The following is a 23,194-nucleotide window of genomic DNA, read 5'->3' as shown; positions in this document are numbered from 1 at the left end:
ACATAACTTGGCAGGGTTCCGTTTACCAAATCACGCTTTCTTACCCATTGTTACGCTTAACGCACAGGGAAGGCGCAATTTCCTCCACTTTAATAAATCTCAATATTACATATACTTAAGGCCGATACCCTGAAGGTATCGGCCTTTTGATCAATTCACAATTCCTGTCTTTGTAACAAAGTGTTACCGAGACTGGCGGCGCAGAAATGCAGGAATTTCAACCTGGTCTTCTTCGCTGATTCTCGGAGCCTGCTGACCCTGATTTGGAACAGCGCGACCCTGTGCATCCAGCTGGCCCTGCTGCGGCTGATAACCGGCATTCGGCATCGGACGCTGCTGCTGTGGCCGAGGGGCAAACTCATTCAGCGGTGAACCGGATGCTGGCATGCCCTGCCCTGAAGACATCGGAGCCTGAGGCGCTGCAGGAGCGCTCATGCGCGGCATGACAGGCGCTTCAGGCGCATGCATCTGCTGCTGGGGAGCTTGCTGTTGAGGAGCCATACGTGCTTGCTGTGGCGCCTGCTGCTGAGCGGGCTGAGCATGATGACCTTCATGGTAATGCTCTCCGTCCAGCTCGTCTTCGCGACGACCAAGACCAACAGCCGCCAGACGCTTCAGAAGGCTCATCGGACGATTGTCATCGTCATGATGCTCGATGCCTTCTTCACGGTTGCGCAGGGCTGCCAGTTCGCGCTGGATCATTGGAGGCAGTTCGTCGACATTTGGCATTGGACGATGCAGATTTTCAGGCACCTCAGCTGCCGGCGGAATGAAAGGCGTTGCAGCATCCACGGTTTCTTCAACCACAGCCTTGGGCGCATCAAATTCTTCTTCGATAACCGGATCACGTGCAGCTTCCGGCTTGAAAGGAGCAATGGAAACAGCTGGGTCCTGCTCGGAAGGACGCGCGTAAGACTGTTCATGCATCTCGAACTCGGTTGACAGCATTTCCGGCTTCTGTGCCTCAGGAGCAGACAATGCTTCAACCGGCAGTTCCTCGTACTGCTGTTCTTCCTGCTGGGCAGCTTCGAACTGAGCCGGATTATTTGCCGTGCGCAACCGATCTGAGAGTTCTTTCATGCGCTGGTCAGCAGGCACAACCGTCTCGGTCAGGAGCTGGTCGATGCCGGTGGCAACGACGGATACGCGGATCATGCCTTCCATATTCTCGTCGAACGTCGCACCAAGAATAATGTTGGCGTCTTCGTCCACTTCTTCACGAATACGGGTTGCAGCTTCGTCCACTTCAAACAGAGTGAGATCCTTGCCACCAGTGATGGAGATCAACAGGCCCTGTGCCCCTTTCATGGAGATATCGTCCAGAAGCGGGTTGGCAATCGCAGCTTCGGCAGCAGCCAATGCACGGCCTTCGCCAGAGGCTTCGCCGGTTCCCATCATCGCTTTGCCCATTGCACGCATGACCGAGCGCACATCAGCAAAATCGAGGTTGATGAGACCTTCCTTGACCATCAAATCGGTAATGCAGGCAACACCGGAATAAAGCACTTCGTCGGCCATGGAGAAGGCATCGGCGAAGGTCGTTTTCTCGTTTGCAATACGGAACAGATTCTGGTTCGGAATGACGATCAGTGTATCGACATTTTTCTGAAGATCCTCGATGCCACTCTCTGCGAGACGCATACGGCGCTGACCTTCGAAATGGAACGGCTTGGTAACCACACCTACCGTAAGTATACCCTGCTCGCGAGCAGCGCGTGCGATCACAGGAGCAGCACCGGTACCAGTACCACCGCCCATGCCGGCAGTGATGAAGACCATGTGCGAACCGTCAAGGTGGTCGTTGATTTCATCGATCACTTCTTCGGCAGCAGCGCGTCCGACTTCGGGCTGTGATCCAGCGCCGAGCCCTTCGGTTACGGCCACGCCCATCTGAACGAGACGTTCAGCCCTGGAAAGGCTCAAAGCCTGCGCATCCGTATTGGCCACCACGAAATCGACGCCCATCAAACCGGTGTCAATCATGTTGTTTACTGCGTTACCGCCAGCACCACCGACACCGAAGACCGTGATTCTCGGTTTCAATTCGGTAATATCGGGCATCTTCAAATTGATGGTCATAGTACCCTCATCTCACTGCATGGATCGAATTGCTACCGATCTCAATCCGTCAAACTGTGGAGCAACGCATTCCCATACTGCTCCAATTACTTGTCTTTTTCTCTCAAGCGAGGCAGTCAGACGAATCATTCATCCAATATACCTCAACCCCTTGATTCCGATCAACGATTCACGCGTGTTTCACGCAACTATCCATCGAAATCAGAAACTCTCCTTCAACCACTGCCCCATTCGGGACAGATAGCCGTCGGTTCCGGTCAGTTTTGGTTTGACCGGTACTTTTTCAAATTGCTCGATCTGGGCAACCTGCGGATAAATCATCAGGCCAACTGCTGTAGCGAAAGCGGGCCCCTTGCCAATATCGGGCAAACCGGCCACGCCAAGTGGTCGGCCAAGCCTTACGTTGCGTCCCATGACACGTCTTGCGGTCTCCGCCATGCCCGTAAGCTGGCTTCCCCCGCCGGTCAGCACCACGCGCCGTCCGACATGACCGGAGAAACCGGATGCTTCGATCCGATCCCGAACGACTTCCAGAATTTCTTCAACACGCGGCTTGATAATGCGCGTGAGGGATGCCTTGGGCACCTGATTGAGCAAATCGCGGTCATCATCGCCAACCGGCGGCACCGCAACCAGCTCCTGATCATCAGACAGGGACAGAAGCGCACTGCCATAAAGGGTCTTGATCCGCTCTGCGTCGGCCAACCGAGTTGAAAGGCCGCGCGCCAGATCCATGGTGACGTGATGCCCCCCCATCGCCACGGCGTCCGAATGCACGAACTGCCCGTTGACGAAAATCGAAATCGACGTGGTTCCGCCACCCAGATCGACACAGGCGACCCCGAGCTCGGATTCATCATCGACGAGGCAGGAAAGCCCCGAGGCATATGGCGTTGCCACCATCGCCGCCACATCCAGATGACAGCGATTGATGCAAAGCTCCAGATTCTTTAGCGGCGCGGTCTGCGCAGTCACCACATGCATATCGACGGCCAGATCATCTCCAACCATGCCGCGCGGGTCATGAATACCCTTGCCGCCATCCAGCGAGTAGCCAATCGGCATGGAGTGAACCACCGTGCGGTCGATCGTCAGCAGATGGCTGGCACCGGCCTGCAACACCCGACGAATATCGACCTCATCCACCTCATGTCCACTGAGAGACACCGAAGCACTCAACGTATCGCTTTTGATGCGCCCACAGGACACATTGACCACCAGCGACTGCACCGTCATGTCAGCCTGTGTTTCAGCAGCACCAACGGCCAGACGAATGGAATTCTCGGCCTGATCAAGATCCACAACAACACCGGACTTGATGCCACGGGCCTGATGCAATCCGAACCCGAGCACCTGAACGGTATGGGTGCGATGCGGCAGAGCCTCGCTCTGCGGACGCGGCACGAGCCGCGCAATCATGCAGCAAATCTTGGTCGACCCAACATCAAGGATCGTCACGATCTGCGAGCGTTTGTGAATGAGACCACGGGCATCACGTTTACCCCAGGAAGAACCCATCATGTTTCCACCTCTTGAGGTATATCTGCGCCCAGCGTTCTAAGCGTTGCGCGCCTTTTGGCTGCGGCATCCTTGCTCATGCGAACAAAGGTCCTGTCGGCGAGCCGCATATCGACAGTTGTAATATCCTTGCGGGAAAGCGCGCCTTTTTCATCAAAGGCCAGCAGCTTGTCCAGTGCATCAACCACACCGACTTCAGGCAGTTTGGCCTGCACGCCATTCTTGAAATACAGATCCCAGCGGCGTTCGGAAACATAGACCACGGCCCGTGTCTTGCGCGCGATAGAGGGGAACTGCGCCAATAGCTCGAACATGGACGCAGCCTGACGCTGCGCACCATGGCCGACAACCAGAGGCAGTTTGGCAAATTCCGGCGTGATGTGATCGGTCAGCACAGAGCCATCATAAGAAATGACAGACACAAATTCCCCGCGCTGCCACAGGGCAAAAGGCTTCTGCTCGCGAATAACCACCTGCAGCTTGTTCGGATAGAGTTTCTGGACTGTCGCTTCTTCGATCCAGCTCATGCTCTCAAGTTTCTTGCGGGCATCATAAGCATTAAAGGTTAGAAGAGAGCTGTCTTCGTTGATGCCGAGCACGCGCAGGATATCTGTCTCGGAGACTTCCTTCTGTCCGGAAATCAATACGGCTTCGACTTTGAGACCGAAGACAGAAGACGCCTTTTCCAGCGTTGTCTGGTTCTCACCACCAATCGAGGCGCCATAAAGGATAGTGATACCAAGAAAGCCAACGGACAAGCCCCAGCCGAAACCACGCGGTATCCATGCCTCTGCGAGAGGAATGATCCGGCGGTATAGCGGCAGACGACGCTGCTCGTAGGCATAGGCGCGCGGATCAAGCGCAGCTTTCTTGCTGCGTTTGCCTGCACCGGCCTTCTTGCTATCCTTTGCTTTGCCCTTTATCGGTCGCACGAAGCGTCCTCCACCATCCAACTAACCAGTTGTTCGAATTCAATGCCCGCATGTCTTGCCATATCGGGAACCAATGAGGTCGGCGTCATGCCCGGCTGGGTATTCACCTCCAGACAGATCAGGTCGCCATCCTCTCCGGCAGTCTCGTCAAAGCGGAAATCAGCGCGGGAGATTCCCTTGCAGCCGAGTGCTTGATGAGCCTTTATGGTTAACGATTGAATATATTGGTAAATATTCGGTTTAAGATCTGCCGGTAAAATATGGGTTGAGCCACCCGGTGCATATTTTGCATCAAAGTCATAGAAGGTATCGTTGTTGGAAACGATATCGATGATATCGAGGGCCTTATCGCCCATTGCGGCGCAGGTAAGCTCACGTCCAGCCACATAGCGTTCCACCATGACGATGTCGCCATAGGGCCAATCTGCCGAATAGAGCTCTTGCGGCGGGTGCTGCTGGTCTGCTGTGACGATCAGCACGCCAAAGCTGGATCCTTCATTCACAGGCTTGATAACATAGGGTGGCGGCAATACATGCGCCTTGGCTGCTTCCAGCCTGTGAACCACGCGGGATTCAGCCACCGGGATGCCCGCAGCCTGCATGATTTCCTTGGCTTTTTCCTTATTCATGGCAAGGGAAGACGCCAGCACACCGCTGTGTGTATAGGGAATTCCGAGAAATTCAAGCACGCCCTGAATGCATCCATCCTCGCCAAACGGGCCATGCAAGGCATTGAAGGCGACGTCCGGTTTCAGCTCTGACAAAACAGTGGATATGTCTCTTTGCACATCAACACGCGTCACCTTGTATCCGGATGCTTCCAATGCATCTGCACAGTCCTTACCAGAACTCAGCGACACAGGACGCTCGGAGGACCAGCCTCCCATCAACACTGCTACATGCTTTGTCATTAACCACACCTTTCCTACCAGAATGAAAGCCTAAAGGGCCGTATTTACTCTGGTTTGGACCCTTGCATGACAGCGAGGCCAAAGCTTGGCACTCTTGCAGGTCATGCAATTTGCACTTGATCCATCTATTTATGGTTAAAAATTCCTAACAAATGATAAGCGGAAATCACTTATTTGTTTCTGGCAGACGCAAAGCGGAGCGCGAGACGCGTAAATTCGCATTTTGAAAGGGCAGGAATCCGCTCAGCGCAGGCAATTTCCGGGGGGAAATGTTAACAAAGTTATTCCCCCGCAGCGTCCATAAAAAGAGCGCTCTCTCAGTCAGATTTTTTGTGCAAAAGAACACCGCCTGCAAAATCGTCAAGCGTGAGGCGGAAAAATATTAGATGAAGAAGATGCGAACACGAGCGAGCAAATCAGTCCTGCTGGAAAGGGTCGACGCGAGTGCCTTCAACAAAGGAGCCAATGCGTTTGATTTCCCAATGCAATTCAAGGCCGGTCATATCCCGCACTTTGCCACGGATCTTCTCGCCGAGCCGCTCGATATCCTCGGCAGAGGCCTCCCCGGTATTGATTAGGAAATTGGTGTGCTTGGGCGAAACCTGCGCCCCTCCGAGCTTGAAGCCCCTGAAACCGGCCTCGTCCACCAGCTTCCACGCACTCATCCCTTCGGGATTTCGGAAAGTGGAGCCGCCGGTCCGTTCTTTGGTTGGCTGGTTCTCTTCACGATAGGCAGACACGTCATCCATCTCGGCCTTCAGAGCCTCCGGATCACCCGCCTCGCCCTGATAGGTCGCTTCGGTGAAGATATAGTCCGACGGCACGGAACAAGAGCGATAGCCATGCCCTAGATCTGCCGGGGTCAGCTTGTGAATAGTGCCCTGTCGGTCCATCGCACGCGCACCGAGCAAACGCCTCTTGGTTTCATCCCCATGAGCGCCCGCATTCATGCGTAAGGCGCCACCAATCGAGCCGGGAATGCCCTTATAAAAGGCGAAGCCAGCCACGCCTTGCCGCGCCATCTGCTGGGCAAAGCGCATGTCCGGCATCGCTGCACCGACCTTGACGACATAATTGTCATCAACCTCAACAGAGCTGAAAGCCCGCCCGGAAAGCCGAATGACAACGCCTTCGATGCCCCCATCCCGCACCAGCAGGTTCGAGCCAAGGCCGATGGTGGTAACAGGAACATCTTCGGGCAGGTTTCTGAGAAAATAGGACAGATCTGCTTCATCGGCCGGATTGAAGAATAGCTGCGCCGGCCCCCCTACCCGAAACCAGGTGAAGCTCGCGACATCGAAATTGCTGGAAAGGCGCCCGCGCACCTTGTCCGTCCAGCCTCCCAGCTCTTCTAGCAGATCCTTGAACATCCTACAGCCTACTCTCCTGCCAGAGCCTTGAGCGCATCGGCAAGACCGTTGGCCCATGTCGTGATGCTCCCAGCACCAAGGCAAACCACATAGTCGCCAGGCTCAGCCAGATCTTTAACACGCTGGGCCAGCCCGTCTGACGGACCAAGCAAAGCTGCGCCGCGATGGCCATGGCTCTTCAAGCCTTCGACCAGCGCCTCGGCATTGACCCCTTCGATGGGCTTTTCCCCTGCCGGATAAACATCAGCCACCAACACATGGTCGGCGATATTCATGCAGGTGCAGAAATCTTCGAAATGATTTTGCAGGCGCGAATAGCGATGCGGTTGCATGACAGCAATCACCTTGCCTTGAGAAGCCTGCCGGGCGGCACGCATAACCGCGCCGATTTCCACCGGGTGGTGCGCATAATCGTCGATAATCTCGATGCCGTTCCAGCTGCCGACACGGGTAAAGCGACGCTTGACCCCACCAAAGGCCGAAAGCCCCTTGCGGATGGCATCAGCTGGAATTTCCAGCTCATGGGCCACAGCAATCGCCGCTGTCGCATTGGCAACATTATGCTCACCGGGCATGGGCAGCGTGAGACCGGAAATCTCTTCTACCGCCCCACTACGGCGATCTCGGATCTCGACGGTGAAACGGCTAATCCCTCCATCAGAGCGCAAATCCTTATAGCGCACATCCGCCTGCGGGTTGGTGCCGTAGGTCACGATGCGCCGGTCTTCAATCTGCCCAACCAAGGTCTGCACCACCGGGTGATCAAGACACATGGCCGCAAAGCCATAGAAAGGCACATTTTCAACGAACGCCCGGAAGGCATCCTTCACCGCATCATAGGTGTGATAATGGTCCAGATGCTCTGCATCGATATTGGTCACGATGGCAATGTCGGCCGGCAGCTTGACGAAGGTACCGTCAGACTCATCCGCTTCCACCACCATCCAGTCACCGTCGCCCATGCGGGCGTTGGTGCCATAAGCATTGATGATGCCGCCATTGATAACCGTCGGGTCCATGCCCCCCGCATCAAGCAGAGCCGCAACCAGCGAGGTGGTGGTCGTTTTTCCATGGGTGCCGCCAACAGCAATAGCCGATTTGAAGCGCATCAGCTCGGCCAGCATTTCTGCGCGGCGCACAACGGGCAGAAGCCGCGCACGGGCTTCCTTGAGTTCGGGATTATCAGGCTGGATCGCCGAAGACACGACAATCACCTGCGCATCACCGATATTCTCGGCGGCATGCCCGACCATGACCTTGATGCCCTTCTCGCGCAAACGCACCACATTGGCCCCTTCGGCAATGTCACTGCCCTGCACCGTATAGCCGAGTTTGAGCAACACTTCGGCAATACCGGACATGCCGATCCCGCCGATCCCGACAAAATGGACCGGACCAATATTCTGAGGCATCTTCATTTGGCAACTCCTGTATCACCTGCCAGTTTTTCCACCAGATCAGCCAGCCTGTCGGCAGCGTCCAGTTTGCCCTGCCCACGCGCAGCCTCGGCTGCTGCAGTGAGCTTTTCGGGATTGGCAATCAAATCTTCAAGCAAATCGGAAATATCATTCGGACGCATACCGCGCTGTTGCAAGACCCAAGCGCCGCCCGCCTCTTCCAGTACCTTGGCGTTTGCATGCTGGTCCTGATCGAGCGTACCGGGCAGCGGCACGAGAACAGAAGGGCGACCAATGGCCGCCAGCTCGCTGACAGAGGAAGCCCCAGAGCGGCAAATCACCAGATGCGCCTTGGCAATCTCGGCGGGCATATCAGAGAAGAAGGGCGCCAGCTCGGCTTTAAGCCCGAGCTCACGATAGCCGACCTTGACCTTCATCAGGTCTTCAGGGCGGCATTGCTGCACAAGGACAATGCGTTCACGGATTTCCTGAGGCAAGCGCCCCAGTGCACCGGGCATATATTCAGAAAAGAAGCGCGCGCCCTGCGAACCACCAAACACCACCAGCCGGAATTCACCTTCCGCACCAAATGGCGTGTAAGCCGTTTCAGCGGCCAGCGCCACGGCAGGCCGCACCGGATTGCCCGACAAGGCGACCTTATTCTCAAGCCCCTCAATCCCCTTGAGGATCGGGAAGCTTGCAGCAATGGCACTTGCCCCCTTGCCCAGAAAGCGGTTCGCCCGCCCCATAACCCCGTTCTGCTCATGCAGACAGGTCGGCACGCCCAGTGAGCGGGCAGCGAGCATTGGCGGCACGGTGGGATATCCCCCAAAGCCAACCACAACATCAGGCTTCAGCGTCTTGATGACCTTGCGCGCTGCCATATAGCCTTTGGCCAGCTTGAGCGCGGCCTTGGCCATCTTGACCGGATTTTTCACCGATGGCGTCGCAGAGGGAATGATCTGTATGCTTTCGGCCGGGAAGTCCTGCCCATAGCGCGTCGCCCGTCCATCGGTTGCCAGATGCACCGTCCAGCCGCGCGCGATCAGCGCATGGGCCAAAGCCTGGGCCGGAAACAGATGACCGCCGGTTCCACCTGCCGTAAGCAAAACAGTTTTCGTCATTCATTCATCCACCCCTTGGGTGGCTCCTTGCTTGCCGCTGCACAAAGGCAGCTTCAGGGCAAATCCGGCAGGACTGATACCTGCTCTTTGCGGGGTCTTCCGCATAGTCCTATCCGCAAAGTCTGTCAACTTTGAGAAGGCTTACCTCAATCGTAGGGTTTGAAAAACTGCCTTTTTTCCATCCCGATTTCGGGGCGCTTGCGCGTCAGGGCCAAAAGCAGCCCCATGGTCAGGGCAACGGAGAGAAGCGACGATCCACCATAGGAAATGAAGGGCAAGGTCATGCCCTTGGCAGGCATCAGCTTCAGGTTCACCGCAATATTGATAACAGCCTGCAGCCCAAACAACAGCGCTAGACCGGAAATGGCAAGCCTCTTAAACAGATCCTGCGTTTGCAGCGCCAGCTTCAGAGCCCGCACCACGATAAACAGATACACCGAAATCAACACCATGCAGGCGATGATGCCGAATTCCTCGGCCAGCACGGCAAAGATAAAGTCCGTATGAGAGTCAGGCAATGTGCGCTTGACCGTCCCCTCACCCGGACCGACGCCCAGCCAGCCACCACGGATAATCGCATCCATCGCCGTATCCACCTGAAAGGTGTCCCCCGACGCAGGGTCGAGAAAGCGGTTGATACGACCGGTTACGTGCGGAACGAAGAAATAGGCCATCGTCAAGCCGCCAACCCCGAGCCCCATCAAAAGGAAGATCCAGAAAATCGGCATGCCCGCCATAAAGAACAGCCCCGACCAGACCATGGCCAGCAGCACAGTCTGCCCGATATCAGGCTGGGCAACCAGAAGCGCCACAGCGATCATGAAGATGACGATGGAAAAGAGGTTTCCCGGTATCTCTGGCCTGCGGTCATTCTCGGCAAAGAGCCACGCAACGATCACCACGAAGGCTGGCTTCATGAATTCCGATGGCTGCAGGGAAAATCCGGCGATGGAAATCCAGCGTTGCGCTCCTTTCACCGAGCCGCCCACCAGAAGCGTTAGCACCATTCCAAAAAATGCGCAGACCAACACGAATAGCGCCAGCCTCCTTGCGCCTCGCGGACTTAAGAAGGTAACCCCGATCATGATGCCCAATGCCACGGGAACGAACATCGCGTGACGTTTGACAAAATGGAAGGCATCAAGATTGAGCTTCATGGCAATGGCCGGACTGGCCGCCATGGAAAGCACCAGACCGAAGAACAACAGCAGAATAAGCGCAACAAGCATCGGGCGGTCGATTGTCCACCACCATTCTGTCAGCATATTTTTCCGTGTTCGGTGCATCAATGCCCCTCACTAACCAGAGTGTCTGAAACCGTGTCCTGATCGGCAACATGCGCAGCATCGACCGACACATGCCCCGTTTCGAGGTAGTGATGCACAGCATCGCGGAATACATCGCCCCGCGTCGTAAAGTTGGGGAACTGATCAAAGGATGCACAGGCAGGTGACAGCAGAATGACCTGCTCTGCCTTATTGCCCTTGGCGACGCTTTCCTTGCTAGCCGCCACTGCACGCTCCAGCGCAACATCCATATGACCACAAAAGCTGAAGGCAACCCCGTGTTTGGAAAGGGTGGCGGCGAATTCTTCCGAGGCTTTACCGATGAGATAGGCATGTTCAATGCGATCGAAATAATCCACCAGCGAGGTGATACCCCCCGCCTTCGGAAGGCCTCCCAAAATCCAGTGCACCTTGGGAAAAGACGCCAGCGCGCGCGAGGTCGCATCCGCATTGGTCGCCTTTGAATCGTTGATGAACAGCAGCCCATCCGCAGCGCCGACCTCTTCCATACGATGCTCAAGTCCGCCGAAGGACTTAAGTCCAGCCACAAGAACCGAAGGCGGAAGATCCAATTGGCGCGCAACAGCCACAGCAGCCGCTGCATTCTGCGCATTGTGTGTGCCGCGCAAGGCGCGTGCCTGATCCAGATTGAAAAGAAAATCCCCTTCCATGCTTTGCAGCACGCCATCGGGGGCAGAAACCATCGCGCGTTCATTGCCAAAGCCGGAAACGGTAACGACAGGATGTCCCTTCAAGCGCAGATTCGAGGCCACATTGGCGCAGAGACGATCATCCAGCGCCACAACTGAAAGTTCCGCCGCCGTCACCATGCGGCTTTTGATGCGGGCATAATTGAGAAGATCCCCATGACGATCCAGATGATCGGCAGAGATATTCAGCAGCACCCCGATAGACGGATCGATGCTTGGCGCAAGATCGATCTGATAGGAGGAGACCTCGATCACATAGATGCGATCCGGTGCGATGGGGTCAAGCGCCAGAATGGGCGTGCCGATATTGCCGCCCATCTGCACATCAAGCCCCTCGACAGAGAGCAAATGGGAAATCAGCGCCGTAGTGGTCGACTTGCCGTTGGTCCCCGTGATGGCAATAAAAGGCGCATCAATGCCGCTTGCCCTGCGCTGACGACAGAACAACTCAATGTCACCGATAACTTCCACACCAGCGGCCTCGGCCTTTTTAACGCTCCAATGAGGTTCGGGATGGGTAAGCGGAACACCGGGCGCCAGCACCAGCGCGGCAAAGTCTGACCAGTCAGCCATTTGCAGATCGCAAATCTTGACGCCCTTGATCAGGGCAGCTTTGTCGCGACTGGCTTCCTTGTCATCATAGGCAAAGACCTCTGCGCCGCCAGCCGTCAACGCTTCCAGCGTTACCAACCCGCTTCCGCCGAGCCCGAATACCGCAACTTTTTTGCCTTCAAATATGGTAATCGGGATCATGTCTCTTTCCCTCACAGAGTGAATGCACCAATGCCGTCATCATAGTCGGGGCGTGGGCCCCGCATTTGCTCGTTGCCTGATTAGCGCAACTTGAGCGTAGACAGGCCAATCAGGGCCAGCACAACAGCAATGATCCAGAACCGGATCACCACCTGGGCTTCTGTCCATCCCTTGTGCTCAAAATGGTGATGAATTGGCGCCATACGGAACACGCGTCGGCCGGTCAACTTGAAGGAAGCCACCTGAATGATCACGGACACAGCTTCCAGAACGAACAGACCGCCAACAATGGCCAGCACCAGCTCGTGCTTGGTGACAACGGAAATCGAGCCCAGCATTCCGCCAAGCGCCAGCGAACCGGTATCCCCCATGAAAATGGCAGCCGGAGGCGCATTGAACCACAGGAAGCCGAGCCCGGCCCCAACCATGGCGCCGCAAAGCACCAGCAACTCACCAGTGCCCGGCACATAGTGGATCTGCAGATACTCAGCGAAAATCTCGTTACCGGAAAGATAGGCGATCACACCGAAGGTGGCGCTGGCAATCATAACCGGCACAATGGCCAGCCCATCAAGACCATCCGTAAGGTTGACCGCATTGCCCGCCCCCACAATCACGAACATGCCGAAAGGAACAAAGAACCAACCCAGATCCAGCAGGATATCCTTGAAGAAGGGGAAGGTAACCGAGGTGGAGAAAGCATCCTCGCCAAGCTGGGCAACAGCAAAGCAGGCAACACCGGCAATCACCGCCTCGATCGCCAGCCGCATCCGGCTGGAAAAGCCCTTATGCGAGGAACGGGACACCTTGAGATAGTCATCATAAAAGCCGATCAGCGCGAAGCCGACCGTAACGAACAGCACGATCCAGACATAAGGGTTGGCCCAGTTTGCCCAAAGCAAGGTCGCCATGATCATCCCCGTAAGGATCATCAAACCGCCCATGGTCGGCGTACCTTTTTTCGTCAACAGATGGCTTTGTGGTCCATCCTCACGAATGGGCTGCCCTTTACCCTGACGCACCCTCAGGCCCCGAATAATGGCCGGGCCAAACAAAAACACGAACAAAAGCGCAGTGATAATGGCACCGGCGGTTCGAAACGTGAGATAGCGGAACACGTTGAATCCGGAAATCTGATCGGATATTTCGACAAGATACATCAGCATCTTAGATACAGGCCTTTCACATACGCTACCGGTTCAAGCTTCCGGTTTATTTCTTAAATTCTTCCAACAAAGCCGCCACAATCGGGGCCATTCTGGAGCCAAGGGAGCCTTTGACCATGACTGAATCCCCTGCTTTGACAGCAGCAAGAACAGGGGAAATCAGGTCAGCCGACGCTTTAGCATAGGCACCGCGCCGTGTCATAGGTAGTTTTTCCCAAAGATGGGCCATCTCTGGCCCGCACAGAAAAACAAGATCAACATCTGCGGCCAACAAAGGCTCAAGCACACCTTCATGCATGGCCTTGCTGTCGTCACCAAGCTCAAGCATATCGCCCAATACGGCGATCTTGCGACCAGACGTCGTTATCAGCCCCAGCGCAGCAAGGGCTGCGGCAATAGAGGATGGGTTGGCGTTGTAACTCTCATCGATTACAAGCAAGTCGCCCCCTTCCACACAGAGGGTATGACGCTGCCCGCGCCCCTTGCTGGCCCCATGGCCAGCCAGCGCTTCAGACGCAGCCTTCACATCCCCCCCCACCAAGGACACAGCCCCCAGAACAGCCAGCGCATTATGCGCCAAATGCTCACCCGGAGCGCCGATATGGCACTGCACCATCTTACCGAGCAGATCAACAGATACATCTGAACCATCCGCCTGAAGATCAAGCGCAGAAAGCTGCACATCTGCGCCCGCAGTCCGTCCAAAGCGGTAAATATGGGCAACGCCCTCAGCCTTTGCCCGTTCTGCAAGGAAGTCGGCAAACGCAATATCGCCATTAAAAAGCGCAGCTCCGCCGGGAACCACGCCCTCGAATATTTCCGCCTTTGCTGCTGCAATGTCATCGATGCTGGAAAAGTTTCCAATATGCGCAGCAACGATGGTGGTGATCACCGCCAGATCCGGTTGCACCATTCCGATAAGATGACGAATCTCACCGGGATGATTCATCCCCACTTCAAAAATGCCGAATTCTGTATCGCGAGGCATGCGCGCAAGCGTAAGGGGAACGCCCCAGTGATTATTGAAAGACGATACGGCAGCATGCACCTTGCCGCTCGGCTTCAAGGCAGCCCACAAAGCATCTTTCGTGCTCGTCTTACCCACACTGCCGGTAATGGCAATAACCTTGCCAGCCACACGCGCCCGCGCAGCGCAACCAAGGCGCTCCAACGCCTTGAGCACATCATCCACGAACAAGACCCGTTCAGTGAGATCTGAAAAATCGCTCTTTTGTGCCTCTTCCAGCACGACCACAGCAGCTCCGCCATCAAGAGCCGCGCGCGCAAAGGCATGCCCGTCAAAGCGATCACCCTTAATGGCAAAGAAGGCATCGCCAGCGCCCACTGTGCGGCTATCGATAGAAATCCCCGACACATCGTCAATCGCCCCGGGCTGACCGAGCGGCGCAATGGCCTGAACAAATTCCCCCGATGCCCAAAGTGCAGTCACACCATCTCTCCCTTGCCACTCTCTGCCAAAGCCTTGGCAACGGCCTCATGATCGGAGAAAGGAAGCGTTTCGCCCAGAACGGTCTGCCCGCGCTCATGGCCCTTGCCGGCAACCAGCAGAATGTCACCCGGCTTCATCATGTCGACACCATAGGAAATGGCATCCTGACGACCGCCGATTTCGACCCCGTTTTCAACGGGTTCCATGACGGCAGCACGGATAAAGGCAGGATCTTCCGAACGCGGATTGTCGTCGGTAACAATGGCATAGTCGGCGAAATCATTAGCCACCTGTCCCATCATCGGACGCTTGCCCGTATCCCGATCACCACCTGCGCCAAAGACAACAATCAAACGCCCCTTGACGAAAGGCCGCAACGCCTTGAGCGCAACTTCCAGAGAATCCGGCGTGTGGGAATAATCAACATAGATGGCGGTGTCTTCGCCCGCATGAGCAACCAGCTCCATGCGGCCGCAAGCCCCCTTGAGCTCCGGAATTGCCTTGAGGATATCAGCGGCTTCAACGCCGCTGGCATGAGCCATCAGGCCGGCAACCAACACGTTGGAAACCTGAAAGGCCCCGACCAACGGCACCTTGCAAGAAACATCTCCCCAGAGCCCGGAAAGCGTGACAATCTGATCGAGCCCCTCAACAAAGATGGACTGAATGACCAGATCGGCCTTGCTGTCATGGCCAACCGTGAGGCATGTCAGCCCCCTCTTTTTGGCCACGGCCAGAAAATGAGCGCCGCTGGCATCATCAAGATTGATGATCGCCGTTCCATCAGCTTTGACCAAACGGGAAAAGAGCTGACTTTTGGCATCGCGGTAATTCTCAAGGGTACCGTGATAGTCCAGATGGTCGCGGGTAAGGTTTGTGAAAGCGCCGATATCGACCGGCAGGCAATCAAGGCGCTTTTGTTCCAGACCATGGCTGGACGCTTCAAGAGCTAGATGGGTCACCCCTTCGTCTACCAGAGCGCTCACACTCTGCATCATGCCAACGGGATCCGGGGTCGTCAGGCCACCATAGGAACTGCCCGAAGGGCCTTCAATGCCGATCGTGCCAATATTGGCCGCGCATTGGCCACTGGCCGCCCAGATCTGACGCAAGAAGGAAGCGATGGAGGTTTTACCGTTGGTGCCGGTTACAGCGGCAACCTTTTCAAGCGCCACCTTGTAGAATGACCCAGCCAGATTGGCCAGAGCCAGATGCGGATCTTGCAGACGGAAAATAGGCTTACCGCTAGGGTCAAAATCACGAGGCAACGCGGATTGATCAGAGATGATCGCCAATATGGCACCCTGCTCCAGAGCCTTGGGAACAAATTGCGCCCCATCGACCTGCGAGCCAGGCACCCCGACAAAGATAAACCCTTTTTCAACGAGACGACTGTCTCCGGTAATACCGGTTACATCCTTCTCGCCCAAATTCACCAAAAGAAAATCCGCAATGGGCTCTTCAAGTCCGCCCAGCAATTCCACCACTTTCATCCAACAGCACTCCGGCCCGATTCACGACAACCTTACCCCAAGGTTTAAAAGGATGCCTCGACGGTTGGAACTATCTTTTGTCCAAATCGTGGTTTAACCCCCAAAATAGAGCCCACTCTGCGGATAACTGCCCCTGCAGTGGGCGCGGCATTCACACCAGCGGTCGCATAGCCGTAGGTTTCCTTGAGGCCTTTGGGCTCATCGAGCATCACCAGAACGATGTAACGCGGATTGTCGATCGGGAAAGCAGCCAGAAATGAGTTGCGTAATTTATGATTGTCATACTTGCCGTCAACCACCTTCTCGGCGGTGCCCGTTTTGCCACCAACCAGATAGCCATCAACACGGCTGCGCTTGCCAGATCCCTTGACCGCATTAAGACGCATCAAATAACGCACCTCGGCGCTCGTTTGTTCACTGACAACACGGTCCGAATGATCGACGCCGGCTTTCTCCTGATCACTCATCTTGAGGAAAGTGGGTTTGACATAATAGCCACCATTTACAAGAGCCGCAGCAGAAGCAGCAAACTGCAAAGGCGTCACCTGCAAGCCATGGCCGAAACTGATCGTCATGGTGGAAAGATCGGTCCAGCGCTTTACCGATGGATAGACCGGCGCTGCGGTTTCGGGCAGCTCTGTTCTCACGCGATCAAGCAGATGTGCTTTACGCAGGAAGTCCCGATGACCTTCCTTGCCAACCTTGAGCGCCATTTTGGCTGACCCGACGTTGGATGAATAGATGTAGATCTCAGGAACCGACAGAATCCGTTTCTTAGCATGGAAGTCGCTGATGGTGCTGCCCCGCACACGGATCGGCTGGCGCGCATCAAAGCTGTCATTCAGGTGAACCGAGCCGGAATCCAGCGCCATGGCCACCGTCATGGTCTTGAAGACGGACCCCATTTCATAAACACCTGCGGTCATGCGGTTCAGACGATCTGGTTTGTTGACATCGACCGGATTGTTGGGATCGAAGTCCGGCAGGGAAACCATGCCCAGCACTTCCCCATCCTTGACATCAAGCACGATGCCCGCAGCCGCAATCGACTTGAACTTGGTCATGCTCTTGTACAATTCATCACGCAGAGCGTGCTGCACGCGCAAATCAATGGACAATTTGACAGGATCAGGCTCCATCGAGCTCCCGGCAGGCCCGCCATCAGCCTTTGCCAAACCAGCGGCGTCGATATATTTTTCCATACCGGCAATACCGACATTATCGACATTGACGATGCCCAGAATATGGGAAGCGGTCGGCCCTGCGGGATAAAAGCGCTTATTCTCGCTCTTGTAGCCAAGCCCCGGAATACCCTTCTCGTGAATGGCCTGCTGCTGCTTTGGTGTCACCTCGCGCTTGATCCAGGTAAAGCCAAGCTTCTTGTTGGACAAGCGACGGCGCAGTGACTGGGAATCCAGATCCGGGAACACACCCGTAATCGCATCCAGAGCCTCTTCCACATCAATAATACGGTTCGGCTCGGCATAAATAGAGGCAGTCTTGATGTCTGTTGCCAGAATTTCGCCATTGCGGTCGACCAAATCAGGGCGGAACGTCGCGATTGCGCCTTGGGCAGAGCCCATTTGCGCCATTGCAGGGCTATCCAGCCCAAGCATGACAAGACGTGCAAACATCGCCATGAAGCACAAACCGAAGACCCCCATGGCCATCAGGATACGCCCGCGCGTTGCCCGTGATCGTTCCTTGTTCGCCCCTTCGAAATCGAAACGGTGATCGATCGTGCTTGCTATGTTGAATTCGCCAGAAGTATCAACCATGACCGCCCCCTATTGCCTTTTCGCTGATGCGGGATGAGCGTGCTCAAGCAGCTCTTCCAGATCATCAACCACGGCACCGGGCAGCGTAGCCTCGCCCGAACGATCAGGCACATCGCCGATATCACCGATCTGATAGGGCTCGATCGTCTTCAGCCCCAACTGATCAGAGAACTCATCCGTCAGCCGCTGGATACGCTGGGGGCGGTTGAGATAGCTCCACTCTGCCTTGAGCAGCAGAAGAGCGTCTTTCTCATCCTGGATTTGCCCCTTCAAGATGGCGATTTTCTCCCCCTCCTCTTTGGCCTCATGCTTCACCTGAAAGAGCCAGAAGGCTCCCATCAGAGCAAAAAGAACGAGAAGAAAATTGATGAGTCTGCTCATGAAAGGCCTCCAGAGCGGCTCTCCGCCAACATTCGGGGCAATCCAAGCCCGCTCGCATCCAACATATGAGGAGCCGCACCTGTCCGCACTCCGGCTCGCATCTTGGCCGAGCGTGCACGCGGATTGCGCTCCAGTTCTTCCTCATCAGGCCCAACCCCGCCCTTCACCAGCATGTCAAAGCTGGGAGCCGCCAGATCCTGCTCCGGCATATGACGAGATCCGCCTGCATGGGTTTTCGAACGCTCCTGAAAGAAGCGCTTCACAATCCGGTCTTCCAGAGAGTGGAAGGTAACAACAACCAGCTTGCCGCCCGGCTTCAGGCAGCGCTCAGCGGCGACGAGCCCATCAACCAATTCGTCCAGCTCACCATTCACAAAAATGCGCAGAGCCTGAAAAACGCGGGTTGCTGGGTGAATTTTCTGCTGGGGTTTACGGCCCACGACACGCTCGATCACATTGGCCAGATCCAGCGTGCGCAAAAAAGGAACGGAGCCACGACGTGCCACAATGGACCCAGCAATACGGCGCGCCTGCTTTTCCTCACCAAGCTCGCGAAAAATCCGCACCAGCTCTGCCTCGGAATAGTCGTTGATGACATCCGCCGCTGTCGGTCCGCTCTGGGACATGCGCATGTCCAGAGGCCCGTCATTCATAAAGGAAAAGCCGCGTTCAGCCTCATCCAACTGCATGGATGAAACGCCGATATCCAGCACGACAGCATCAAGCGGCGCGCACCCTGCTTCGTCGGCGATGTCCGCCAGCTCGCCAAAGCATCCCGCCACGAATTTCAATTTATCGCCATATTGCGCCTGAAGCACAGCCGCACGATCAGCCGCTTCCGGGTCACGATCCACACCAAGGACATTGGCGCCGCACTTGAGAATAGCTTCCGAATAGCCGCCAAAACCGAAGGTCCCATCCAGAACCCACTGCCCTTCCTCGGGTGCAAGCGCATCAATCACAGGCTTGAGCAGAACAGGCACATGGCGCGCTGCAGAGCCAGAGCCGTCTGGGTCCATTTGTGTGGAAGATGTCATATTACGCTCCTTCCCCTGCCTGCCGCAGCGCCTGACGGCGCGCGCTCAAGGATTTGCGAAGCGCGATTGCTTCCTTGGCGGCTTCCACCTTGAAAGCTTCATATTTTTCGGGCTGCCAAATCTGGAACTTATAGCCATGCCCCACGAAGACCACAGAGTCCGTGATACCGGTATGCGCCTTGATTTTCTCGCTCAATACCACGCGTCCATCCTTGTCGATCTTCAGGCTCTCGCTTTCACCCAGCAGAGCCGTTGCAAGTATCTCGCGCTCTTCGGTGAAAACATCGAAAGGCTCGAGATATTCATCAATTGCCTTGCGCAAACCATGGCCACCAGCATCGACAGCAGCACGGTCCATAGATGGACTGCAAAACAGTCCTTCAGTGCCTTCGCGGGCAAGAATCTGCCGATAAGGCGCCGGGATAGACACCCGACCCTTTGAATCCAGCCGATTCACATAATTGGACACGAAATCGTCCATACGCACTGCCTTCAGAAAGCCTACACCGCCGCTTGTCTGCTCGCTGACACAGTCGTTGAACCGATTTTTTACTTGTTAGGTCATTACTAACGACATGGTCTGAGCATCACCCTTAATGGGATACCATGGGATATTATGGGCGTCAATGGATTCTGATGGATTCAGAACACACCTCTTAAGAGAGATAGTCTAAGAAAGTTAACGTTAACAAAGAGTTGCGAAAAACCAGAAAAACAGACGCAACAAAAATAATATCGGGATAAGTATTTTGGCTAAAACGACAAATAGCGTTGGCTAACGCTTTCCAAATCACATGTAGAAAAGTGCAAAAATCAATCTGCCAGCGGTTTGCAAAGCAGACAGCCGTCCACAAAGAGGGTTTTTGTTGCCAAATTGTTAAGAAAAGAAATACCAGTCGGTCTGTAAGCCGGGTTTTGTACGGCAAGACCGAGGCCTTGCGCGGCAACCATTCATCTGCGGCACCCATTGCTGAATGCCTCTAGCAACCCACCCGAATGACTGGCCTGAAAGCCGGCTGGGCCGAAGCCCGCATCATTCCTATTCGGTTTTGCTCCCGGTGGGGTTTACCCTGCCACCTTCATTACTGAAGGCGCGGTGAGCTCTTACCTCACCCTTTCACCCTAACCTGACCGTAGTCAGGCGGTTTGCTTTCTGTGGCACTTTCCCTAGAGTCGCCTCCGCCGGGCGTTACCCGGCACCGTGCTTTCATGGAGCCCGGACTTTCCTCACCGGATTGCTTTCGCGCGACCGGTGCGGCTGCCCGACCGACTGGTGCGATGGGAACTAAGCCCTAAACGGCTCAAGGTCAAGGGGCCATCTGGCAAAGAAGCTGTTCCAGTTGATCAACGCCCTTGGCAAGCGCCCCCTCATCACTGGCCGCAAAGCCTAAAAGCACGCCAGGCTTTGGCGAGGTTTCGCCCGACCAGTAAAGAGACGACAAGGCCGCCCCCTCCATACCCCTTGTCAACATGGCATCCAGCAGCGCGCGATCATCCAGCCCCATTGCCTTTCCATGAAAATAGGCTGGCAGCTGTATGCCCCCATCAGGAAGCGCAGGCCGCAACCATGCCCCGACCCTCTCTTGCAACAGCAACACCAGACGATCACGCCGGCCCTTATAAACCCGCGTCATGCGCGTAATGTGGCTGCGAAGATAGCCTTCGCGCAGAAAATCGCTCAAGGCCCATTGCACGATAACCGGAGGCACCGCACCAACATTGCGCAAACAGCGTTTGACAGGATCAACAAGCCTCTTAGGAACAATAAGATAGGCCACCCGAAGGCCGGGATTAAGCGCCTTTGAAAAGGTGCCCATATAGATAACGACACCGCGCCGATCCAGGCCTTGCAGGCTGGAAATCGGAGCGCCGGAAAAATGAAACTCGCTGTCATAATCATCTTCAAGGATGAAGCACTCCTTCCTCTGCGCATAGCGCAAAAGAGCCAGCCGCTCTTCCAGCGCCATGGTCCGACCCGTCGGGAACTGATGTGAGGGCGAGCTGTAGATAAGTCGGGGGGACGAAGACAAACCAGCGTCGCCTGCAAGGGCCAGATAAGGAGCGTCATCGTCAATGCGAATGGGCAAGCAGCGGCCCCCCACGGCGCTCAGAGCCGCCGTCATGCCCGCATAGCCGGGCTCCTCATGCAATGCCACATCCCCCTCATCGAGCAACAGACGCGCCACCAGATCCTGCGCAGCCTGCGCCGAGGAAAGAATCATGACCTGATCCGCATCCGCAACAACTCCGCGCGCCACCGAGGCATGCTCGATAATCGCTTCTTTAAGCGCTGGCAAACCGGAATAATGGGCATAGCCCAACATCTCTTCATGCAGCGCAACCTGCCTCGCAGCGCGGCGCAACAAACGCGCCCAGACATCATGGGGGAAATCCTTCACGTCCGGCATGCCGGTCAGGAAAGTGAGAGAGCCGGGCTTATCACGTCGGGGCACGGCCATCATCCGATCGGCACTTTGGGAAAGCCTTGCAGAAGACAGCGCCGCCTCTTCGTTTCCTTCACCAAAATGCCCACCATGAAACCCGCGCGATGCTTCACTCACGCGCGTTCCACGTCGCCCGTCCGCTTCCAGATAGCCTTCAAGCCCCAATTGTTCATAGGCAAACAGCACCGTATTGCGCCCGACAGCCAAGTCCGCAGCCAACTGTCGTGAGGCTGGCAGGCGCGTTCCCGGCTTCAAACGCCCTTGTTCAATCAACTGCCGAATGCGCAAGAAGAGCTGCCGCGCCAGCCCATCCGTGTCACTGCGATCCAGCTCTATCTGCGCCGCCAGCATATTTGGCTCCATTAAATTTACAACTATGGCTCTTTATTTAGAGCCAAACCTGTCTTTCAATCAAGCCAAATGATGGGCCATACGCCTATACATCCATGTTCAAGGCACACCTGCGCTCTATTTGACCAGACGCCCGATAGATCAAAAGACAGACCAATGACCGAACCAACACAAGACCGTTTTCCCGTCACCCCGACCAACAAGATCAGGGTTGCCAAGCGCGCCAATTACGACAGGGACACCCTGTTTGCCATTCTGGACGAAGGCCTCATCGCCCAAGTCGGATTCGTACTGGATGACAAGCCGATTGTCCTGCCCATGGCCTATGGCCGCATTGACGACCAGATCTATATTCACGGCGCAAAAGCGGCCCGCATGCTCAAGAAGCTCAAGGAAGGCCTGCCCGTCTGCCTCAATGTGACGCTGGTGGATGGCCTCGTACTGGGTCGCGCAGCCTTTCACCACACCATGAACTTCCGCTCTGCCAACATTCACGGCACCGCCCGTCTGGTAGAAGACGAGAAGGAAAAATACGACGCGTTGGTCGCCATCACCGATCATCTGGCTCCGGGCCGTTGGGATGAGACACGGGAAACAACCAAGAAGGAAATCAACGCCACAACCGTGATTGCCGTCACGATTGAACAGGCTGCCTCCAAGATCCGTGGCGGCATGCCGATCGATGACGAAGAAGATTATGACCTCGATTTCTGGGCTGGCGTGGTTCCCATCAGCACCAGTTTTGGCCCGGCCATCGACGATGCACGGCTCAAGGCAGGCATTCCTGTCGCCGAAAGCATACGCAAACTGACCAGCCGTCGATAACACAGCCCGGCGAGCGGCGCCCTCAGCTTGACAAAAGCAAGGTGCAGGGATATATCCCCCGGACGGTTGCAGACACCGGCCGCTCGCAGGCCTTCGGGTCATGGTGAAGCTCTGTTATCAAATTCTGATTATTTCAGCCCCACATGCATTTCATGCGGTTGGCAATGCGAGCCCCGTCCAAAGTCAAGA

At 55.8% G+C, this 23,194-nt stretch carries 18 protein-coding genes and 1 other RNA gene; 1 reads left to right on the top strand and 18 read right to left on the bottom strand.

Annotated elements, in window-relative coordinates:
- Positions 1 to 183: 183 nt before the first annotated feature.
- The 18 genes from ftsZ to pdxR form a co-directional block, all read right to left on the bottom strand.
- Complete coding sequence (ftsZ, locus tag ACKPCT_RS01465) at positions 184 to 2,079, bottom strand: cell division protein FtsZ (RefSeq protein WP_319568174.1); 1,896 nt, start codon at positions 2,077 to 2,079, stop codon at positions 184 to 186.
- 201 nt (positions 2,080 to 2,280) lie between these two features.
- Positions 2,281 to 3,600: a cell division protein FtsA gene (ftsA, locus tag ACKPCT_RS01460; protein WP_090074230.1), complete on the bottom strand. Its 1,320-nt coding sequence runs from the start codon at positions 3,598 to 3,600 to the stop codon at positions 2,281 to 2,283.
- A complete protein-coding gene (locus tag ACKPCT_RS01455; protein WP_175528127.1) occupies positions 3,597 to 4,529 on the bottom strand; it encodes a cell division protein FtsQ/DivIB in 933 nt (310 codons plus the stop codon). Before ACKPCT_RS01455 ends, ftsA begins: the two co-directional genes overlap by 4 nt.
- A complete protein-coding gene (locus tag ACKPCT_RS01450; protein ID WP_319568173.1) occupies positions 4,517 to 5,440 on the bottom strand; it encodes a D-alanine--D-alanine ligase in 924 nt (307 codons plus the stop codon). Before ACKPCT_RS01450 ends, ACKPCT_RS01455 begins: the two co-directional genes overlap by 13 nt.
- A 416-nt stretch (positions 5,441 to 5,856) precedes the next feature.
- Positions 5,857 to 6,810 carry a UDP-N-acetylmuramate dehydrogenase gene (murB, locus tag ACKPCT_RS01445; protein WP_090074223.1) on the bottom strand — a complete coding sequence of 318 codons (954 nt, stop codon included), beginning with the start codon at positions 6,808 to 6,810 and terminating at the stop codon, positions 5,857 to 5,859.
- 8 nt (positions 6,811 to 6,818) lie between these two features.
- Entirely contained in the window at positions 6,819 to 8,228 is a 1,410-nt protein-coding gene (gene murC, locus ACKPCT_RS01440; protein WP_090074221.1) for a UDP-N-acetylmuramate--L-alanine ligase, read from the bottom strand.
- Positions 8,225 to 9,331, bottom strand: coding sequence for an undecaprenyldiphospho-muramoylpentapeptide beta-N-acetylglucosaminyltransferase (murG, locus tag ACKPCT_RS01435; RefSeq protein WP_319568172.1), 1,107 nt, complete (start codon positions 9,329 to 9,331; stop codon positions 8,225 to 8,227). The genes murC and murG overlap by 4 nt, the downstream gene beginning before the upstream one ends.
- Before the next feature lie 146 nt (positions 9,332 to 9,477).
- On the bottom strand, positions 9,478 to 10,620 hold the full coding sequence (ftsW, locus tag ACKPCT_RS01430) for a putative lipid II flippase FtsW (protein WP_090074217.1): 1,143 nt from the start codon (positions 10,618 to 10,620) through the stop codon (positions 9,478 to 9,480).
- A complete protein-coding gene (gene murD / locus ACKPCT_RS01425; RefSeq protein WP_319568171.1) occupies positions 10,617 to 12,080 on the bottom strand; it encodes a UDP-N-acetylmuramoyl-L-alanine--D-glutamate ligase in 1,464 nt (487 codons plus the stop codon). The genes ftsW and murD overlap by 4 nt, the downstream gene beginning before the upstream one ends.
- Before the next feature lie 80 nt (positions 12,081 to 12,160).
- Positions 12,161 to 13,246 (bottom strand): phospho-N-acetylmuramoyl-pentapeptide-transferase, encoded by a 1,086-nt coding sequence (gene mraY, locus ACKPCT_RS01420; RefSeq protein WP_090074214.1) that lies wholly within the window; start codon positions 13,244 to 13,246, stop codon positions 12,161 to 12,163.
- 46 nt (positions 13,247 to 13,292) lie between these two features.
- A complete protein-coding gene (locus ACKPCT_RS01415; RefSeq protein WP_319568170.1) occupies positions 13,293 to 14,696 on the bottom strand; it encodes a UDP-N-acetylmuramoylalanyl-D-glutamyl-2,6-diaminopimelate--D-alanyl-D-alanine ligase in 1,404 nt (467 codons plus the stop codon).
- Positions 14,693 to 16,189: a UDP-N-acetylmuramoyl-L-alanyl-D-glutamate--2,6-diaminopimelate ligase gene (locus ACKPCT_RS01410; RefSeq protein ID WP_090074210.1), complete on the bottom strand. Its 1,497-nt coding sequence runs from the start codon at positions 16,187 to 16,189 to the stop codon at positions 14,693 to 14,695. Before ACKPCT_RS01410 ends, ACKPCT_RS01415 begins: the two co-directional genes overlap by 4 nt.
- A gap of 44 nt (positions 16,190 to 16,233) precedes the next feature.
- The gene (locus ACKPCT_RS01405; protein WP_090074207.1) at positions 16,234 to 17,967 is read right to left on the bottom strand and encodes a peptidoglycan D,D-transpeptidase FtsI family protein; all 1,734 of its coding nucleotides are present in this window, start codon (positions 17,965 to 17,967) and stop codon (positions 16,234 to 16,236) included.
- Positions 17,968 to 17,976: 9 nt separating this feature from the next.
- Complete coding sequence (gene ftsL / locus ACKPCT_RS01400; RefSeq protein WP_090074206.1) at positions 17,977 to 18,348, bottom strand: cell division protein FtsL; 372 nt, start codon at positions 18,346 to 18,348, stop codon at positions 17,977 to 17,979.
- Positions 18,345 to 19,385, bottom strand: a complete 1,041-nt coding sequence (gene rsmH / locus ACKPCT_RS01395) for a 16S rRNA (cytosine(1402)-N(4))-methyltransferase RsmH (protein WP_319568169.1) — start codon at positions 19,383 to 19,385, stop codon at positions 18,345 to 18,347. Before rsmH ends, ftsL begins: the two co-directional genes overlap by 4 nt.
- A 1-nt stretch (position 19,386) precedes the next feature.
- Positions 19,387 to 19,866: a division/cell wall cluster transcriptional repressor MraZ gene (locus tag ACKPCT_RS01390; RefSeq protein ID WP_090074203.1), complete on the bottom strand. Its 480-nt coding sequence runs from the start codon at positions 19,864 to 19,866 to the stop codon at positions 19,387 to 19,389.
- Positions 19,867 to 20,273: 407 nt separating this feature from the next.
- Positions 20,274 to 20,659: RNase P RNA component class A (gene rnpB, locus ACKPCT_RS01385), an RNA gene on the bottom strand.
- Between the two features lie 33 nt (positions 20,660 to 20,692).
- Complete coding sequence (pdxR, locus tag ACKPCT_RS01380; protein ID WP_319568168.1) at positions 20,693 to 22,180, bottom strand: MocR-like pyridoxine biosynthesis transcription factor PdxR; 1,488 nt, start codon at positions 22,178 to 22,180, stop codon at positions 20,693 to 20,695.
- A 156-nt stretch (positions 22,181 to 22,336) separates the two neighbouring features.
- Here pdxR and ACKPCT_RS01375 point away from each other — a divergent pair, with 156 nt between their 5' ends.
- Positions 22,337 to 23,005, top strand: coding sequence for a pyridoxamine 5'-phosphate oxidase family protein (locus ACKPCT_RS01375; protein ID WP_319568167.1), 669 nt, complete (start codon positions 22,337 to 22,339; stop codon positions 23,003 to 23,005).
- The last annotated feature ends 189 nt before the right edge of the window (positions 23,006 to 23,194 follow it).

It is taken from the genome of Cohaesibacter marisflavi (assembly GCF_963665895.2).
Classification (GTDB): domain Bacteria; phylum Pseudomonadota; class Alphaproteobacteria; order Rhizobiales; family Cohaesibacteraceae; genus Cohaesibacter; species Cohaesibacter marisflavi.
Note: the sequence above shows the minus strand (reverse complement) of the source record. Positions and strands in the feature narration are given on the sequence as shown.

Coding starts and splice junctions, on each gene's coding strand:
- ftsZ (WP_319568174.1), bottom strand. CDS start 2,079: ATGACCATCAATTTGAAGATGCCCGATATTACCGAATTGAAACCGAGA.
- ftsA (WP_090074230.1), bottom strand. CDS start 3,600: ATGATGGGTTCTTCCTGGGGTAAACGTGATGCCCGTGGTCTCATTCAC.
- ACKPCT_RS01450 (WP_319568173.1), bottom strand. CDS start 5,440: ATGACAAAGCATGTAGCAGTGTTGATGGGAGGCTGGTCCTCCGAGCGT.
- murB (WP_090074223.1), bottom strand. CDS start 6,810: ATGTTCAAGGATCTGCTAGAAGAGCTGGGAGGCTGGACGGACAAGGTG.
- murC (WP_090074221.1), bottom strand. CDS start 8,228: ATGAAGATGCCTCAGAATATTGGTCCGGTCCATTTTGTCGGGATCGGC.
- murG (WP_319568172.1), bottom strand. CDS start 9,331: ATGACGAAAACTGTTTTGCTTACGGCAGGTGGAACCGGCGGTCATCTG.
- murD (WP_319568171.1), bottom strand. CDS start 12,080: ATGATCCCGATTACCATATTTGAAGGCAAAAAAGTTGCGGTATTCGGG.
- mraY (WP_090074214.1), bottom strand. CDS start 13,246: ATGCTGATGTATCTTGTCGAAATATCCGATCAGATTTCCGGATTCAAC.
- ACKPCT_RS01410 (WP_090074210.1), bottom strand. CDS start 16,189: ATGAAAGTGGTGGAATTGCTGGGCGGACTTGAAGAGCCCATTGCGGAT.
- ACKPCT_RS01405 (WP_090074207.1), bottom strand. CDS start 17,967: ATGGTTGATACTTCTGGCGAATTCAACATAGCAAGCACGATCGATCAC.
- ftsL (WP_090074206.1), bottom strand. CDS start 18,348: ATGAGCAGACTCATCAATTTTCTTCTCGTTCTTTTTGCTCTGATGGGA.
- rsmH (WP_319568169.1), bottom strand. CDS start 19,385: ATGACATCTTCCACACAAATGGACCCAGACGGCTCTGGCTCTGCAGCG.
- ACKPCT_RS01390 (WP_090074203.1), bottom strand. CDS start 19,866: ATGGACGATTTCGTGTCCAATTATGTGAATCGGCTGGATTCAAAGGGT.
- pdxR (WP_319568168.1), bottom strand. CDS start 22,180: ATGCTGGCGGCGCAGATAGAGCTGGATCGCAGTGACACGGATGGGCTG.
- ACKPCT_RS01375 (WP_319568167.1), top strand. CDS start 22,337: ATGACCGAACCAACACAAGACCGTTTTCCCGTCACCCCGACCAACAAG.